11 protein-coding genes are annotated in these 14,456 nt (G+C 51.8%); 6 read left to right on the top strand and 5 right to left on the bottom strand.

The features are described from left to right. Positions 1-205: 205 nt before the first annotated feature. The 4 genes from ACR0J2_RS23755 to ACR0J2_RS23740 form a co-directional block, all read right to left on the bottom strand. Positions 206-850, bottom strand: coding sequence for a hypothetical protein (locus ACR0J2_RS23755; RefSeq protein ID WP_170798961.1), 645 nt, complete (start codon positions 848-850; stop codon positions 206-208). 198 nt (positions 851-1,048) lie between these two features. Beyond that, entirely contained in the window at positions 1,049-1,795 is a 747-nt protein-coding gene (locus tag ACR0J2_RS23750) for a hypothetical protein (protein ID WP_170806687.1), read from the bottom strand. A 67-nt stretch (positions 1,796-1,862) separates the two neighbouring features. Further along, positions 1,863-3,503: a sulfatase-like hydrolase/transferase gene (locus tag ACR0J2_RS23745; protein WP_010443743.1), complete on the bottom strand. Its 1,641-nt coding sequence runs from the start codon at positions 3,501-3,503 to the stop codon at positions 1,863-1,865. A gap of 21 nt (positions 3,504-3,524) precedes the next feature. After that, positions 3,525-3,767 (bottom strand): hypothetical protein, encoded by a 243-nt coding sequence (locus ACR0J2_RS23740; protein ID WP_029622278.1) that lies wholly within the window; start codon positions 3,765-3,767, stop codon positions 3,525-3,527. 118 nt (positions 3,768-3,885) lie between these two features. On the opposite strand from ACR0J2_RS23740, the gene ACR0J2_RS23735 reads away from it, so the two are divergent. Both ACR0J2_RS23735 and ACR0J2_RS23730 read left to right on the top strand, forming a co-directional pair. Continuing rightward, a complete protein-coding gene (locus tag ACR0J2_RS23735; RefSeq protein ID WP_010443745.1) occupies positions 3,886-5,244 on the top strand; it encodes a tetratricopeptide repeat protein in 1,359 nt (452 codons plus the stop codon). A gap of 264 nt (positions 5,245-5,508) precedes the next feature. Further along, positions 5,509-7,422, top strand: a complete 1,914-nt coding sequence (locus ACR0J2_RS23730; protein ID WP_480814076.1) for a DUF3604 domain-containing protein — start codon at positions 5,509-5,511, stop codon at positions 7,420-7,422. Between the two features lie 267 nt (positions 7,423-7,689). Here the strand turns inward: ACR0J2_RS23730 and ACR0J2_RS23725 are convergent, their stop codons facing one another. Beyond that, positions 7,690-8,514 (bottom strand): hypothetical protein, encoded by an 825-nt coding sequence (locus ACR0J2_RS23725; RefSeq protein WP_170567559.1) that lies wholly within the window; start codon positions 8,512-8,514, stop codon positions 7,690-7,692. A gap of 121 nt (positions 8,515-8,635) precedes the next feature. Between ACR0J2_RS23725 and ACR0J2_RS23720 the strand changes: the two genes are divergently transcribed. Genes ACR0J2_RS23720 through ACR0J2_RS23705 form a run of 4 tightly spaced genes read left to right on the top strand, consistent with a single transcriptional unit; the run spans position 8,636 to position 14,000 of the window. Next, positions 8,636-9,289: a hypothetical protein gene (locus ACR0J2_RS23720; protein ID WP_170567561.1), complete on the top strand. Its 654-nt coding sequence runs from the start codon at positions 8,636-8,638 to the stop codon at positions 9,287-9,289. Then, positions 9,286-11,238 carry a Mu transposase C-terminal domain-containing protein gene (locus ACR0J2_RS23715; RefSeq protein WP_170567563.1) on the top strand — a complete coding sequence of 651 codons (1,953 nt, stop codon included), beginning with the start codon at positions 9,286-9,288 and terminating at the stop codon, positions 11,236-11,238. Before ACR0J2_RS23720 ends, ACR0J2_RS23715 begins: the two co-directional genes overlap by 4 nt. Then, positions 11,219-12,199, top strand: coding sequence for a TniB family NTP-binding protein (locus ACR0J2_RS23710; RefSeq protein WP_170567565.1), 981 nt, complete (start codon positions 11,219-11,221; stop codon positions 12,197-12,199). Before ACR0J2_RS23715 ends, ACR0J2_RS23710 begins: the two co-directional genes overlap by 20 nt. Continuing rightward, complete coding sequence (locus ACR0J2_RS23705) at positions 12,171-14,000, top strand: TniQ family protein (RefSeq protein WP_170567567.1); 1,830 nt, start codon at positions 12,171-12,173, stop codon at positions 13,998-14,000. The genes ACR0J2_RS23710 and ACR0J2_RS23705 overlap by 29 nt, the downstream gene beginning before the upstream one ends. Positions 14,001-14,456 lie beyond the last annotated feature (456 nt).

Raw genomic sequence — 14,456 nt, 5'->3', positions numbered from 1 at the left:
AGAGGAGACAATCAAAACCGAGTTTTTTCGCTAACCAAATGCTGGAGGTAACCGCGCTTTGCAGTTGCACTTGATGCCGGCGTAGATCGACCTTAGTGCGATCAAGCAAATGTCCCCGAGCCGTGGTCAGACTAGCGACAGAGTTGACGCAGCGCGAGTTTCCGGCCCTGTTCGTTTCTTATGGAACTTGTTTCACGCCCATTCGTTAGAAAAAGTACTTGATTCCAATGTATGGACCATGCTGGTCGACATCATAGGCGAATTCACCGGAACTCAAAGTGTCACTATAGTCTACGCTAAAGTAACGATATCCGAATGTGAGCGCAGCTTTCTCCCACGGCTGATAGTCGAAACCAACGTTTGCGCCAACCTGGAGATCATTTCCACCGGCACCGAACCCGCCAAGTTCCAAAGACGCAATCCCAGTCCATTTCTGGTTTACCCGCCACATTCCGCGTATTCCGACTACTGGTTCGATCCAGCCCTGATCTCCGCCCAATGTAGGTGGATTTCTCGGTCCCGGGGTAGTTAGGTCAATTTCCTGACGAATGGAGTTGTACCTCAGACCGCCTTGGAGATCGATTGCATATCGCTGGCTCCTGCTACCGTACACGCCATTTGCAACACGGTAAGCCCCCAGCACACCAAACCATTTTTGACGAACGTCGACGTTAATCCCGGCACCGAGAGGGCCAGGCAATGTGGTATCCTGTTCGATCCCCACATAATTCGCATCAACGATGATCCCAAGATCCCCGTTCCAAGCCTCGTACCGGCCGGCTGCCGCGAAATCGAGCACATCCAGGACGTCACCAAGGTCCAGATCCAATTCCGCGGATTGTCCAGCCACGGTTGACGTACCTGTGGTTCTTAGGGGTGTGAACAGATAGAATGAGGCTTCATGCCGCCAGCCTGTTTCGTTTTGACCTGGCGCAGGTAGAGACTGAGCGCGGGAATGCCCGGGCATAGATAATACGCCGGACAGAAATACGAGTGCGCTAATTAATCTGAGATGGAGCATCGGAGTTTCCTTGCATATTGGCGGCGGTTAGTAGTTGAATCTGAGACCTATCCCGGCACCTTGGTCGTAGGGTCTGTCAGCACCAATACCGACCAACACATCTGCGTAGAGGGCAATTCCAGGGCTGAGGTTCTTACCGATCTGGAATTCTGCGGTCGCGGGCCACGCATCATTATCCCAATCGTATGGAGCTTTGATATCTGCTTTGACCCAATACCCGTCACCAAATGGCTGAAGCGCAATAAGGCGCATCGCAGTCTGGCTGACATCGGTCGAACCGTTATATGAAGCAAAGTGCTGGACCAGAGGGATCAGAGTCAGCCCAGTATTAGTGTTTGCAAATGCGAACCCACCAAATGGGGCTATCTGATCCGACCCGGTGCCGATGCCTTCGTCAGGGTCACCAAAATCGAGGATCCACTCCAAACCAAGTGCGGACTTCACGCTCCAGGTGTCATTCAAGGGTTTCTGTGAGGGAAAGTAGATCAGCTTGAAGCTTGTCTTTTCGAACCCGTTGAACCTTTCGCCAGTAGCATTCGTTGAATTGTAGTGGAGCTCGTATTTTAGTTTTAGATCGGGGCGTAACATGTATGCACCATCGACAAAGGCATCCTGACGGTCTGCACCCCGTGCCAAATCGAAGTACTGATATCGAATGTCGGTGTTGTTAACCGCAGCCAATGGATTTGACGCGTTTTCCTCAGCTTCGGAAGCAGAGCCTACCACGACCAGTGCATAGATCAGAGGAACAAGACAATGGAAGTTGCGTAACATCATACACCTGGGAGAAGTTGGATGGTCAGGTTAGACGGCGACAGGTTCTCGCCGCCGTCTACCTTCATCATTGCCAGCTGGAGAAGACTTCTCGGGTCAACTCGCTTTCGGGACGAAGGTTCTCAATACCTTCATACGGCACACCCTTGCCCAGCGGCAGATGCGGGTGTTTTGCAATGGTTTTCTCATGCCGCTTCACCATGTCTTGGAATGATGCACCGGACCATAATGAATACCCGACAAGCGGATGTTCTTCACGTGGGTCGCGATAGACATTGAACACGGGGGCCGCAGCTCCGGGCTGACCGGGGGCCGGCAAATGCATTTTGAACTCTTGCTTCACGACTGAACGCAACACGGGCCCTTCGTACACATAGACGTAGTCGCGACGCGAGTTGCCTTCACCTTCAAGTAGCAGCGCAGTCTGGTCAATGCCGTCGATCACGCGGTCGCGCGGGATGCGGTCAGTTGCGCCTGCGATCCGCGCGAAGGTGGTGAACAGGTCAGATACATGCACGATGTCACCTGCTGCACTACCTGGCTCAATAGCGCCGGGCCAGCGGATGAACGCGTCAGTTCGCACACCGCCTTCAAGGTGCTGCGTCTTGCCGCCGCGATAAATCAACTGGTTCAGACCGGACGTTCCTTCGTAGTGATACATCAAGCCATTGTCAGCCATGATCATGACGACGGTGTTGTTCGCCTTGCCAGTTTCATCCAGCTTAGCCAGAACCTCACCGATCCAGCCGTCCAGAACCTGCAACTTGTCGGCATGAAAGCCACCATTGCGGGAAACGGCTTGATCCGGATAAGCAAAATTCAGCGGATAGAGTGGCCAGTATTGCATAAAGAATGGGTCGTCCTGCGAGGCGAGGCGGTCTAGCTGTTCCAGTGCCTGTCGCTGATAGCGCAGGTTCATTTCTTCGTATTTGGCCTGTGTCCATTCTTCGCCCGGCGCCATGTCGACTTCGCGAGCCAAGCCGCCTACTTCCCCTTCAACGCCGGTTACCAGACCGTAGGGCTTGAATCGCTCATCCAGCTGGAATTGGTTGGACTGACCGGATGGATGGAAGCCAAGCATGTTGTTGGCAACCATAGCATCCCGGGTCATCAGGCTGAGTTGAACCTGCTGATGCAAGGGGAATGCGGCCCAATCAAACCCTTGGTTGTGCGGATAGGCCTGCTCAATATCGCCCTGGTGCCATTTCCCAACATGCGCAGTGTTGTATCCTTCTTCCTTCAGGATCTCGGCAATCGTGACTTCTTCAGCTGCAAGACCTTCGCCAACCAGCGCAACTTTGACCTCTTCAACGCCGGCGCGCACCGGATGACGACCGGTCAACATGGCCGTTCGTGTCGGTGTGCAGGATGGCTCAGTATACATCCTCATCAAGGACATACCTTCGGTGGCAAAGTCGTTGATGTTGGGCGTATCGAAACCGGTGACGTAGTTCATCGTCCGGTTACCCATTTGACCGAAGCTGACATCGTCGATCAGGATATACAGGATATTGGGCGGCTGGCCGCCATTGGCGTCGCGGATCTCGGCAAGTTTCGCCTCAATCTCGGTGTCCTGCGCATCCCATTGCTCTCCAAACTGTGCGCGCAAGAACTCAAACTCTCCATCATGGATGATGGGCGCATCCTGGGCAAAACCCGCGCCAGCCATCAGCACCATGGCTGAGGCATGTTTCAATAATGATCTCATCGGTATCCCTTCCCCTATGGATTACATCTTTCCTGCGCGCCGCAGCGATTGGAGGATTTCATCCCGAAGACCATCCAGGGTATCGCGGATATCGCAGGCGAATTGGTACGAGTGGCTTCCCGGCTCCGAGTTCATTGACAGAAACTCGTCACATAGAAGCTGATAGTCGCGGCAGATCTCATCGAATTCCGTATCCGCGCGCCGTAAATCCGCAATTGCGGTTTGGTGATCGGGAAACAGGGTATCAAAGGCGTAACGTTCCAATTGCGATGACTCATTCGATGGATCAGCAGACTGCCCTGAGTTTTCGCCGAATTCACTTCTCACAAAAGGTTTATCGGGGCATAATACGGTGTAATCTAATGCGTAACTTACTGAAAATATGGATTTAACCAAAGACACATCTACTGCACTGAATGAGGGCGGGTCACCTGTGCCCAAAGATGTTCGGGCGGCACTTCAGCGGCTTGTCAAATCTTCGACCTTCGCGGGTTCGCAGCGATTGCAGGACTTTTTGGTGTATGTGGTCGAAGAATCGCTCAACGGTCGGGCCGATGATATTCGTGCCAAGACCATCGCCATGGATGTTTATGGTGGGACCCCGTCAGAGATGTCGCGCCGTGAAAACGTGGTTCGGGTCGATGCTGGTCGACTGCGTCGCAAGCTTGCCGAATACTATGCCAAAGACGGTCTCGAAGAAGGCACGATATTCGACCTGCCAAAGGGCGGCTATGCACCTGAGATTCTGGTCAGGTCGCCCGAGACGTTTCAGCCTCCTCCGGCTGGGTCGGAAATCAGAGCAAACACTTGGCGTCGCCCGTTCGTTGGAGTTGCCGGCCTCTTCGTTCTAGCCTGTTTTGTCGTTGCTGTTGTGGTGCTATCGAAAAAACTGGCGGATCCAGTCGGTTCGCCAGCCGACGGACTGAGTCGTGACGAGCGCAGCGCCATATTTGATGCATCCCCTATGCGCCTTCAGGCTGTAAATCTGGCCAATACTGGTCGTGATCTAATCTTTCCGGCCTTGGAACCTGCGCGTCTTGACGCGGCCTTAACCATATTCAAGGGGGCAATTGAAAACGACGAAAGCTACTTCGGCGGTCATGCAGGCGCTGCGCAGGTCGCTGCGACAATTGCTGTGCTTACATCAGATGCCGACCTAGCTAAGGAAATGTTGAACTACGCCGACGCTCAGGCAAACAGGGCCATCGAGTTGGCCCCGGAAACGGGGTGGAGTCAGTCCGCAATGGCCTGGGTCAAGTTTGCCAAGGGAAACTGGCCTGAGGCCATAGAATTTGCGCAAAGAGCACGGCGTTTGGCACCGCACGACGTACATGTTTTGGAGTTCGTCTCGCTGGTTCTTCTCTATTCCGGTTCATTTGAACAAGTCGTAGAAATTAGCGAGGACGCACTTTCAAAAATCAAACTAGAGCGGGGTTATGTGTTTCAGAACGCGATGGGGTCAGCAAAGTTCCATATGAAGGACTATGAAGGCGCTGTGTCAGCCTTTGAACGAGTAACGGAAAAAGGCGGCCCTGTCGGACCTGTAACCGTTGCTTACCTAATGGCGTCACATCAGATGTTGGGGAATAAGGCTGAAGCTCAGACTCTATCTGAACAACTGTCACGCGAGTGGCCTGACAGTCGCGTGGGTGCGCTGTTTGAGAAGCTTTTTGCAAATCCGCAATACGGGGAAGACCTTGGTAACGCAATGAGACAGGCCAATTGGAAGCCACCAAGTTAGGAGTTTGAATTCGAATTGCGGCCGCTATTTCTCGCAATGCGGTCGTTCGCTACAACTTGCTTGAACGTCTAATTTGCGGACTTTGCCGCCATTGGCATTATTGCTCCAAAGGGCCGCAGACAGCCCAAAGCAGACCTACAAAATCGAGTCTTAGACAGGTGCACGCGCGCGGATGGGAGACGGTGGACCCCACTCACTTGAATATTCGATTTTATGCATGTTTTCTCGTACATATATACATTATTTTTTGTCTGGGGGGCAGTCATGAGAACTCATTTTGAACCCACGATTACGTTGTATGCTGCAACCGCCTTAGCGCTTTCATTTGGAACGCAAGCAGTTGGCTTTGAAGGCGAAGTGCCTCCTGATACGGTGGTCCCCGCACAGACCTACTCTCCGTTTGTTGACCGATCTTATCCTGATAAAGTTCTATTTGGTGATCTTTACTTCCACACTGAAATCTCATTCGACGCAGGGCTTGTTGGGACTTCTTTGAACATCCACGACGCCTTTCGCGTGGCCCGCGGTGAGAGGATAACTTCAAACACTGGGCAACCTGTTCAACTCATTAGGCCTCTCGATTTCCTCGCAATTACTGAACACGCGGAAATGTTGGGACTTGCGACCGCCGTTCGAGCAGCTGACCCTCGGCTTTTGGCTGACGAGTGGGGTCGTTTGACTTACGAAAGGTTCAATTCCGGGCAAGAAGGTCGGATGGAGGCGTTCGCTGATATCATCGAAATCGCATCAATCGAAGGGCGAGACCCGACCGCTGGATTGGATTTGGACGGTGACCTTTGGCAACAAATCGTGGAAACGGTCGACGAATACTACGAACCCGGCGTCTTCACATCATTGGCTGGGTACGAGTGGACATCAACTCCGAGAGGTAACAATCTCCACCGAGTGGTGATCTTCGGAGACGGCGTCGATAAGACCGGTCGAACCCGCCCATTTACCTATTTTGAAAGCGAAGACCCTGAGCCGCTGTGGGACTATCTGGCTGCGTACGAAGAAGAGACGGGCGGAAGCGCAGTATCTGTTCCGCATAACGGAAATATATCCAACGGAATAATGTTCGCGCCTACGAAATTCGACGGAACACCTATGGATGCGAAATACGCGGCCAAACGCATTCGTTGGGAGCCGATGCATGAGGTAACCCAGATTAAGGGGGATGAGGAAACGCACCCATTGCTGTCACCTGATGATGAGTTTGCGGATTTCGAAACCTGGGACGTTGCGAACATCTCGGGCACCGTCGCAAAGACCCCTGAAATGTTGCGCTACGAGTATGGGCGCTCTGCGTTGAAGGTCGGGCTCGAAGTTCAGCGGAAGACAGGCGTTAACCCATTCAAGTTCGGCTTCTACGGCACGACGGACACGCACACCGCGCTCCCAACCACGCGCGAGGACAACTACTTTGGAAAGTACCAACACACAGAGCCTTCAGCGAACCGTCACAACTTTGATGTAATCCCGGCCGAAGACCCGGCATTGCGTATCATTACGGCGCAAGAATCGGCTGCTGGCCTCACCGCTGTTTGGGCGCGCGAAAACACCCGCGAGGAAGTCCACGGAGCAATCAAGCGTAAAGAGGCCTACGCTACGACCGGGCCGCGAATGCGAGTCCGGGTCTTTGGCGGCTGGGATTTTGATGCCGATGATCTGTACGCCTCGGATTTTGTTTCCAACGGGTATAAGAACGGTGTGCCGATGGGCGGAGACCTTAGGAACGCGCCTAATGGGGTTTCTCCCAGCTTCCTGATCCGGGCGCTGCGCGACCCAGATGGCGCGAACCTCGACCGAGTCCAAATTATCATAGGCTGGATCGACGAGAGTGGCGAAACCCATGAGCGGATCTTCGACGTGGCAGTCTCCGATGGCCGAGAGATTGGAGAGGATGGCCGCGCACGCGAACCAGTAGGCTCGACGGTAGACATTGAAAGCGCGACATACAGCAACTCAATCGGTTCCGTGGAGCTCGCCGGTTATTGGCAAGACCCAGATTTTGACCCGAACAACAACGCTTTTTACTATGTGAGAGTGATCGAAATTCCAAAGCCGCGATGGACGACCATAGACGCAGCTTTCTACGATATACCGCTGCCCGAGGCGGTTCCCGCAGAAGTACAAGACCGTGCTTACACATCGCCGATTTGGTTCAGCGCCGAATAGTAAAACTAGTATTGCGACAAAGCTGGTCTTGATCAATTTCGATTCCCACGGAACACGTTGGCAACCAGCTCCAATGGCTCGAAAGTCTCGAAAGCGTGAGGACGCCTTCTGGCTCAGTTGCAGGACAAATCTAATACCCGTTCCGGTGCCACCGTGTCTTCTCGCTGGTAACGCCGGCAGTGGCCACACGCTGTACTTTGCAAAGTCTGCTTTCTGCGCATTGCAGACCTTCGCGCACGGCATAACACCCAACATTTAGCGAGTACATCATCCCAGGACCTTTAGATCTTTTGGTGTGAGCCGACTTTTCTCCGGCAATGTCCCAAATTTAATTCCTTCGATTTCGAGTTTGTCGCGTATCGCCACAAGTTCATTCAGTTTGTACTCAGATTGCTCAGGAACAACGTATAGTACTTGAGGAACCTTTCTCAAAAGAAGTGCTGCTCTTGCCAGTTGGTCAATCAAGTAGCCAGGATCAATTCTATTCCTTGGGCCTTTGATCTCAATCGCTGCAAAAGGCTCGGAGCCTTCGTATACGATTAAGTCTGTGGCAAGAGGCTCGAACGTTCTGCCTTCTCGAACAGTCAAATTTTCCACATTGAAGATGTCATTAGTGTTCTGTTTGAAAAGCATTTTTGCGCTTACTTCGAAGTCTCGGGCTCTTCGCTGGCCGCCAAAACCACCTCTGGCAATCACGACCGCGGGCTTCTCCGCCAATCGAGCTTCATCAAGAATAGATTTTGTATCCGCTTGAGACAACTCCCCTGAAAGGACGGCATCAGCTATCTCTTTGGATTTCTTGGGGTCATACCGATCTATCCTTGAAAGCAAAATAACTTGCATCATGGCCAGCCAGTCGGGCTTTGATTCAAAAAGATCGGGTCGGTTTTGTTCTAACCATTTCGCAGCGGACATCGGATTGCGAAGGCTTGCAGGCTTTGTGCCTCTGATCGCGGCAACGCTTTGGAGTGCATCGTCCGGAAACGCGAACCCAAAGGCTTGGCTGTCTTGGACAACGCGATTCAGCCACGCTCCGAGGGCAATCCAGTTTTCGGTTTTGGCCAAATCTTGAAATTCGTCTTCAGTCATCATCAGTCGCAATCATTTTATTCGCATTGAGCCCATTGCCAATGCGAATGGATGCATGTATAGAGCTCACATGAGGATAGATCGACACGCACCCCCGACGGCCCGACGCGTTCACAAGCGCGGAATGAAAAAACGCGCTGGCAAAATGTCTGGTGTCAAGTTCCCAGGCGTCATTCAGCTCGAAAGCCAAATGGAAGCAGCACTGGTTCGTTGCATGCAGGTCGACCCTCGTGTGATCTCGCTTAAGCCACAGCCTTGCACAATCGACATGGGAACCGGAAGAGCATTCGCAAACAAAGAAGCGGCGCTAGAGGCTAATGAAGGGCGTCAGTACAGGCCTCAGCTCTATACACCAGATCTGGAAATCGAACTTGTAGACGGGCGTGTGTTATATTTGGACGCCAAACACAGTGCTCACATAAATAGGAAGCCAGAGTACCTAGACTATCCTTCACTTCTTGCTGAAGTCGGAATTCCCTTGGTCATAGTTACTGAGGCGTTGTTACAAGGGCCGATTGATCGAAATGCTTGGCTGCTATTGCAAGGACAAGCCGAAGAGACCGCCCCTCAACTTGCAAGCAAAATAGCAAGTCTCAAACAGCAACGTGTGACGTTCAAAGAACTAAGAGAGAATATTGGTATCCCCCAAGCGAAGATTCTTCGCCTTATTCTTGATGGTTACCTGGTGTTCGATTTTTCACGTGAAGCTCTTGGGCCATCCACGAACCTCAATACTGCGAACCGCGACCGAAGACATCTGGAGGTAATCGAATTTTGAAGCAGATTGTCAAAAAGCGGCACCAGAGAATCATTCAATATAGGGGAGAAACCTATGCTGTCGATGGAGCGATAGCTGGGCGGGATGCATATCAGATATCGAACTCCCAAGGTGATCCTTTTGAGATATCTGGACAAGAATATCGGGACCATGTGCACGATGGGCTAGTGAAGGAAGAAGGCTTCGACAAACGTCCTCGCAATGTAACCGCTAAAGATGCACGTGAAGCTCAGCTCAGACTACGCATTGTGGAAAATGCACTAAAGCTTGGGGAGGAAGGCGTTCATTGGGCAAAACGCATACCGATACTTCAACGCGAGTTCGCCGAAGAACCCACTTTCAAAATCAAGGGTAACCGTTTTCCGAGGCAATCGACTGTTCAGAATTGGGTCAAATTGTATCGGCGCGGCGGGCCGGACGCGCTTTTGCCCAAGCACAGCAATTCAGGAAATCGTATGCCAAGGTTTGACAGCGTTTTCCACGAGATAGTGCTCGATCTATTGGAAATTCAATATACGTCGTCGGACAGACAAAATCTAACAAGTCTGTCTAGCGACGCTTATAATCAATACCAGTTGGTTTGCCAGGAGAATGGCATAAAACCTGGGTGCTGCGGACGCAAGGCAGTCGAAGCGATTGTGCACACAATCCCTCATTTTGACGTTCTAAAGTGGCAACTGGGCAGCAACGAGGCGCGCCAACACATGCGAATTGCCCAAAAATACTATGATATAACAGCACCTTACGATCAAATAGAATTGGACTGCACAAAAGCTGATATAATGCTGGTTGACGATAGCGGGGAGGTAATAGGTCGGCCGTGGATTTGTGCAGCGATTGACTGTGCTACTAGTTGGATTGTCGCATTTCAGGTCTTCCTACCAGATCCATCATCGGAACATGTGGCCAAAGCTCTAAAGGAGATGATTAGCTACCCAGAGGAAGACTTTTTCGAACAGCACGAAATTGTAAACAGGAAAAAAATCGCCGCACTGCCGAAAGTGGTTGTAATGGATCAGGGTTCAGAGAACGTGGGCGAACCCATCGATGCTTTTATCGAAGTTGCTGGTGTCCATGGCCATTGGGCGCAACCTCGAAAACCCCAGGAAAAGCCGTTTATCGAAAACTTGTTCGGGGCAGTTCGAAGCAAAGTCAGCCAGCTTCCGGGTGCGACTAAGTCAAAGGCATATCCCGACCGGGATCGAACCAAAAAAGCAATGGATGAAGCCCGTCTGACGCTAAGAGTGTTCAATTCAATAATGCAACGCTGGCGCTACGATGAATATGGAAGAACTCCGAGGAGAAAAGTCCAAGACATCTTTAAACGGGGTGAAACACCTAGCGCCGCTTGGGACAGATTGGCAGATGAACACATAGTGCCAGAACCCCCGTCTTTGGACGAGCATCACGCAGCGCTGATGATCCAATCCGAATCTCGAACTCTGTGGCACTACGGTATCGAATTCGAGAGTATGCAATACAACTCTGAAGACTTGGCAAGGCTGTACCGACGACTAGGCCCGCGCCAGCGTGTTGAAATACGCTATGCTCCACTTGATGCTAGGGAAATTTTGGTCGTGGATCCGCATACAGGCGAGTTGGTGCGCGCGTCCAACAAAGCAAAAGACTTGGCAGCACTTTCTTATCGTGAGCTAAGAGAATGCCGGTCGCCCAAGGCGAAACACAACGGACCAATCAAAACGGCTTTGGAGATCCACAAAGATATCCAAGCGCGCAGGACGTATAAGCAGGGCAAAAAAACTAAACTGCAAAGGAACCGCTCTGCGGAAATCGAAAAGTTGCGGGCCGCTGATATGCAGAACAGAAGTTTGAAAGAACCACAACTAATTGACCAAATACGGTCAGAGGTTGGTCACAACAAGCTCGCAGTTACGAGATCAAAGAACTTGCCAAGGGTCGAAAGAAAAGATGCTGGACCAAACAACTAGTAGAGCTCTGCAAGGTGCATTCATCCGACATAGCCGCCACGAATGGGCTGTCTCGGAGATAAAACGTCTTTTGAAAATTGCTGCAACCGAGGGTGGACGGATCATACCAATTTTGGGGCCGACGAGATGTGGAAAGACAGAACTGACAAAGGACTTGAAGGCACAAGTTGAAAATGACCGCAACGGCCCAAGTGCTATTCTGGTATCTTCAGATGTCATTCTGGGTCGACTTCCGCCACGGCCTTCCGAGCGGGATTATTACGGTTCTTGCTTGCGAAGCATGGGCTTCGATTTTGTAGAACGAGAGCGACCTGCCCAAATTCGAGAACGTCTTTTTCGGCTCGTAGTTGAACACGGCATCCAGACAATCATTATCGACGAAGTGAACCATTGCGCCGAAACTCTGACCAGGCACTCGCGTCGACAAGCCGCTGATCACTTCAAGACTATTGTTGATGAAACCTCAGTCACTCTGATTTTAGCTGGGTTGCCAATGTTCGAAGCGGTTATGGACAGCAACGAGCAGTTTGCGGGGCGCTGTTTGAACACCATTCGAATGAACCCCTATTGGTGGACCGTTGAAGCTGATCGAATCGCGTTCTGCGATGCAATCTTTGCTGCGTTCGATTGCCTTGAGAAGTCCGGCATCCTTTTGGAGTTTGACCAAGATGATATGGTGCGGCGATTGTACGGAGTTTCCGGCGGGCGTGTGCCGGTGGCGTTGGAAGTGCTGCGCGCGCCCCTGGCGTTAGGTGGCCAAAATTTACCATACAGCACCAAAACGATTGCCGGGGCAGCGACGGATTCAGGTTTAGAGCGTGATCCGTATCAGTCGTTTTTTCAAGAAGAACCACCATCGGATACTGAGCTGATCAGGTCATACATCAGAGTCATGGCAGATGCTGGTCTCGAAGTAGAGCCTATGACGTCGCATGAGCTTGCGATTATGCGAGGTGTATGAGGTGCCGGGTTTGTTTTCAGTACCACCAATGAAAGGCGAGAGCCTTATCGGATATTTGCGCCGCCTAGCCCACGTAAATGGATACAGAGATGTCTCTGAATTTTTGACACGGTTCCAGCGGAAGTATGGGCGAATTCTAGTCGAGAACATCGAGCAATTAGAGCAGGAGATGGGCTTAGAAAGTGGTTTGTTGGTTGCTATTTCCCCTTCTGCCAACCCTGAGTCACCCAGCCTGAACTGGCGCTTCGAGCGGCATCATAGCGATCCGATTTGCCCTTCATGTCTTGCCGATGGCCTACCTTTTCAACAAACTTGGCGTCACTACTTGGTGACTGCCTGTCACCATCACAAAATACGACTTCAAGATGTTTGTCCTGTCTGCAAGGCCACACTGCGTCCGACGTCCGGCGGCTTTGATAAATGCAGTTGTGGTTTTAGCTACTCCGATTTCCCGCGGGTGGCAGCAAAGGACCACGAAGTGATCATCTCCGCCTTGATTGCGGGAGATTCAACGGTTGGCGAGCGGTTTCTTGACCTTGCAGGAGGGCGTCAGGCCCCAAAAGACATTGGCGCTTTTATTAACTTCCTAGCGAGTGGTTTCACTCAAAACCGCACGGGCAAGTCTGGGAAAACACAAACACCAAAAAGCGTCGCAGATTCATTGGAACTAGTTAAGCCGTTGGCGACTGTATTCGAACATTGGCCACATGGGTTCGAAGAACATGTCCGAGGATTGATACTGGCCGGAAATTCGGAATCCAATTCTGTGCCGTCAATGCTCGGGAGCTGGTATCAAAGACTGATGAAGTTCGACGATGATGCGTACCAACCTTTCAGAGATGCAGTGTCGCGTGCTGCTTCGACCGAGTTCAAGGGAGCCTACCTGGGAAAGCTAACGCCGTTGCAAGCTCGGGAATGGGTCTCGGCTAAACAAGCGGCCAAGGAACTGGGAATTTCTGCACAGCGCTTGGTGGCTGAAGTTCAGTCAGGTCAAATTGCCGGAAAGCAAGCCCGTAGCGGGTATGGGCACCAGCATACGATGATTCCACGCTTCGAAATTTCGAACATTTATCTGGATAGGAGGCGGTATTGGGATGGATTACAGGCCAGAGCCTACCTTGGTGTCACTAGAAAGCAATTTGACCTGCTCCGCGGGTCAGAATTGATCCACGAGGTTGCTGCTGAACACCGTCCTCCACTGGTTGATGGTTGCATTGATAGTGAAAGCCTAAAAGAGCTCACAACAAACATTCGAAACTGCACTCAAGTTCAAGCGGGCGAAACTATTCCGTTCAATCAGCTCAACCTGAGGCGCACAACTGATCGAGCTGCTTTAATGGATGTTCTTCAGAAAATCTCCACAGGCGTTATCAAACCTGTTGTTGCGGAAGAAAACATGCGACTTGGGGAGTTTCATTTTTCAGTTTCCGACATCGACCGCGAACTTGGGACGCAGCGGTTATCAAAAGACTGGACCGCAAATGATGTCGCAAAGTTGACGGGTTGGAAGGCCCAGGCTGTAACTCACTGGTGCAAGCTGGGCCTACTCGGATCTCGCACCGTTCCGCATGGCCCAAGCGAGTCTTTCTTGGTCAAGCCGCAGCAGCTTGCGATCTTTCAAAGCGAGTACATGCCCGTTGCGACACTGGCTAGGTCAAGAGGAACAACGTCCCGAAAGCTCCTGTCGGATTTTGAGAGCAAAGGAATTGAGACCCATGGGGCGCAAATGGAAGGTAAGACGACGCGAGGACACTTGGTAAAGCTGAGTGATCTGGCTTCGCTGCTGTCTAAGGCCGCCTAGTGCTTGCCTGCACCATCCGAAAAGAACACCACTGAAATGCGCTGTCCAATTGCGGGTTCGTGGTCGCGTGAAACCTGCTCAGCTTCCTCGATGAAACCGGCCGAGGCGGTGTGGTCTATTTGGCTTCACTCGCGGCACAAAAATGAAAGCGACGGCAGTCTGATACGGACGCTCAGAGCTATTTGGATTGCGGATTTTGCCCCTGATCCAGAGACTGATTGGGATTTAACATAAGTCGCAATTATGGAGCGTTTGGGCTCTCGTCGGCCAACCACCGCCGCACGAGAAAAACGGCCAGTCGTGAGTACACTTTCAGTGGTTACCTTGAGCCCAAGGTACAAATGTTTCAGCGGATACTAAGGTCAGCTATGCGCAGAAAGCAGACTTTGCAAAGTCTCGCCACAGCATCAAAACGGACGCTTATCGCTGTCTCGGATGTTGCGGGATAGAGTCCCA

Source organism: Ruegeria sp. CG4 (assembly GCF_056537185.1).
Note: the sequence above shows the minus strand (reverse complement) of the source record. Positions and strands in the feature narration are given on the sequence as shown.

Bases quoted from the DNA above. Each gene is read 5' to 3' on its own strand.
- ACR0J2_RS23750 (WP_170806687.1), bottom strand. From the start codon at position 1,795: ATGTTACGCAACTTCCATTGTCTTGTTCCTCTGATCTATGCACTGGTC.
- ACR0J2_RS23745 (WP_010443743.1), bottom strand. From the start codon at position 3,503: ATGAGATCATTATTGAAACATGCCTCAGCCATGGTGCTGATGGCTGGC.
- ACR0J2_RS23735 (WP_010443745.1), top strand. From the start codon at position 3,886: ATGGATTTAACCAAAGACACATCTACTGCACTGAATGAGGGCGGGTCA.
- ACR0J2_RS23730 (WP_480814076.1), top strand. From the start codon at position 5,509: ATGAGAACTCATTTTGAACCCACGATTACGTTGTATGCTGCAACCGCC.
- ACR0J2_RS23725 (WP_170567559.1), bottom strand. From the start codon at position 8,514: ATGATGACTGAAGACGAATTTCAAGATTTGGCCAAAACCGAAAACTGG.
- ACR0J2_RS23720 (WP_170567561.1), top strand. From the start codon at position 8,636: ATGAAAAAACGCGCTGGCAAAATGTCTGGTGTCAAGTTCCCAGGCGTC.
- ACR0J2_RS23710 (WP_170567565.1), top strand. From the start codon at position 11,219: ATGCTGGACCAAACAACTAGTAGAGCTCTGCAAGGTGCATTCATCCGA.
- ACR0J2_RS23705 (WP_170567567.1), top strand. From the start codon at position 12,171: ATGAGCTTGCGATTATGCGAGGTGTATGAGGTGCCGGGTTTGTTTTCA.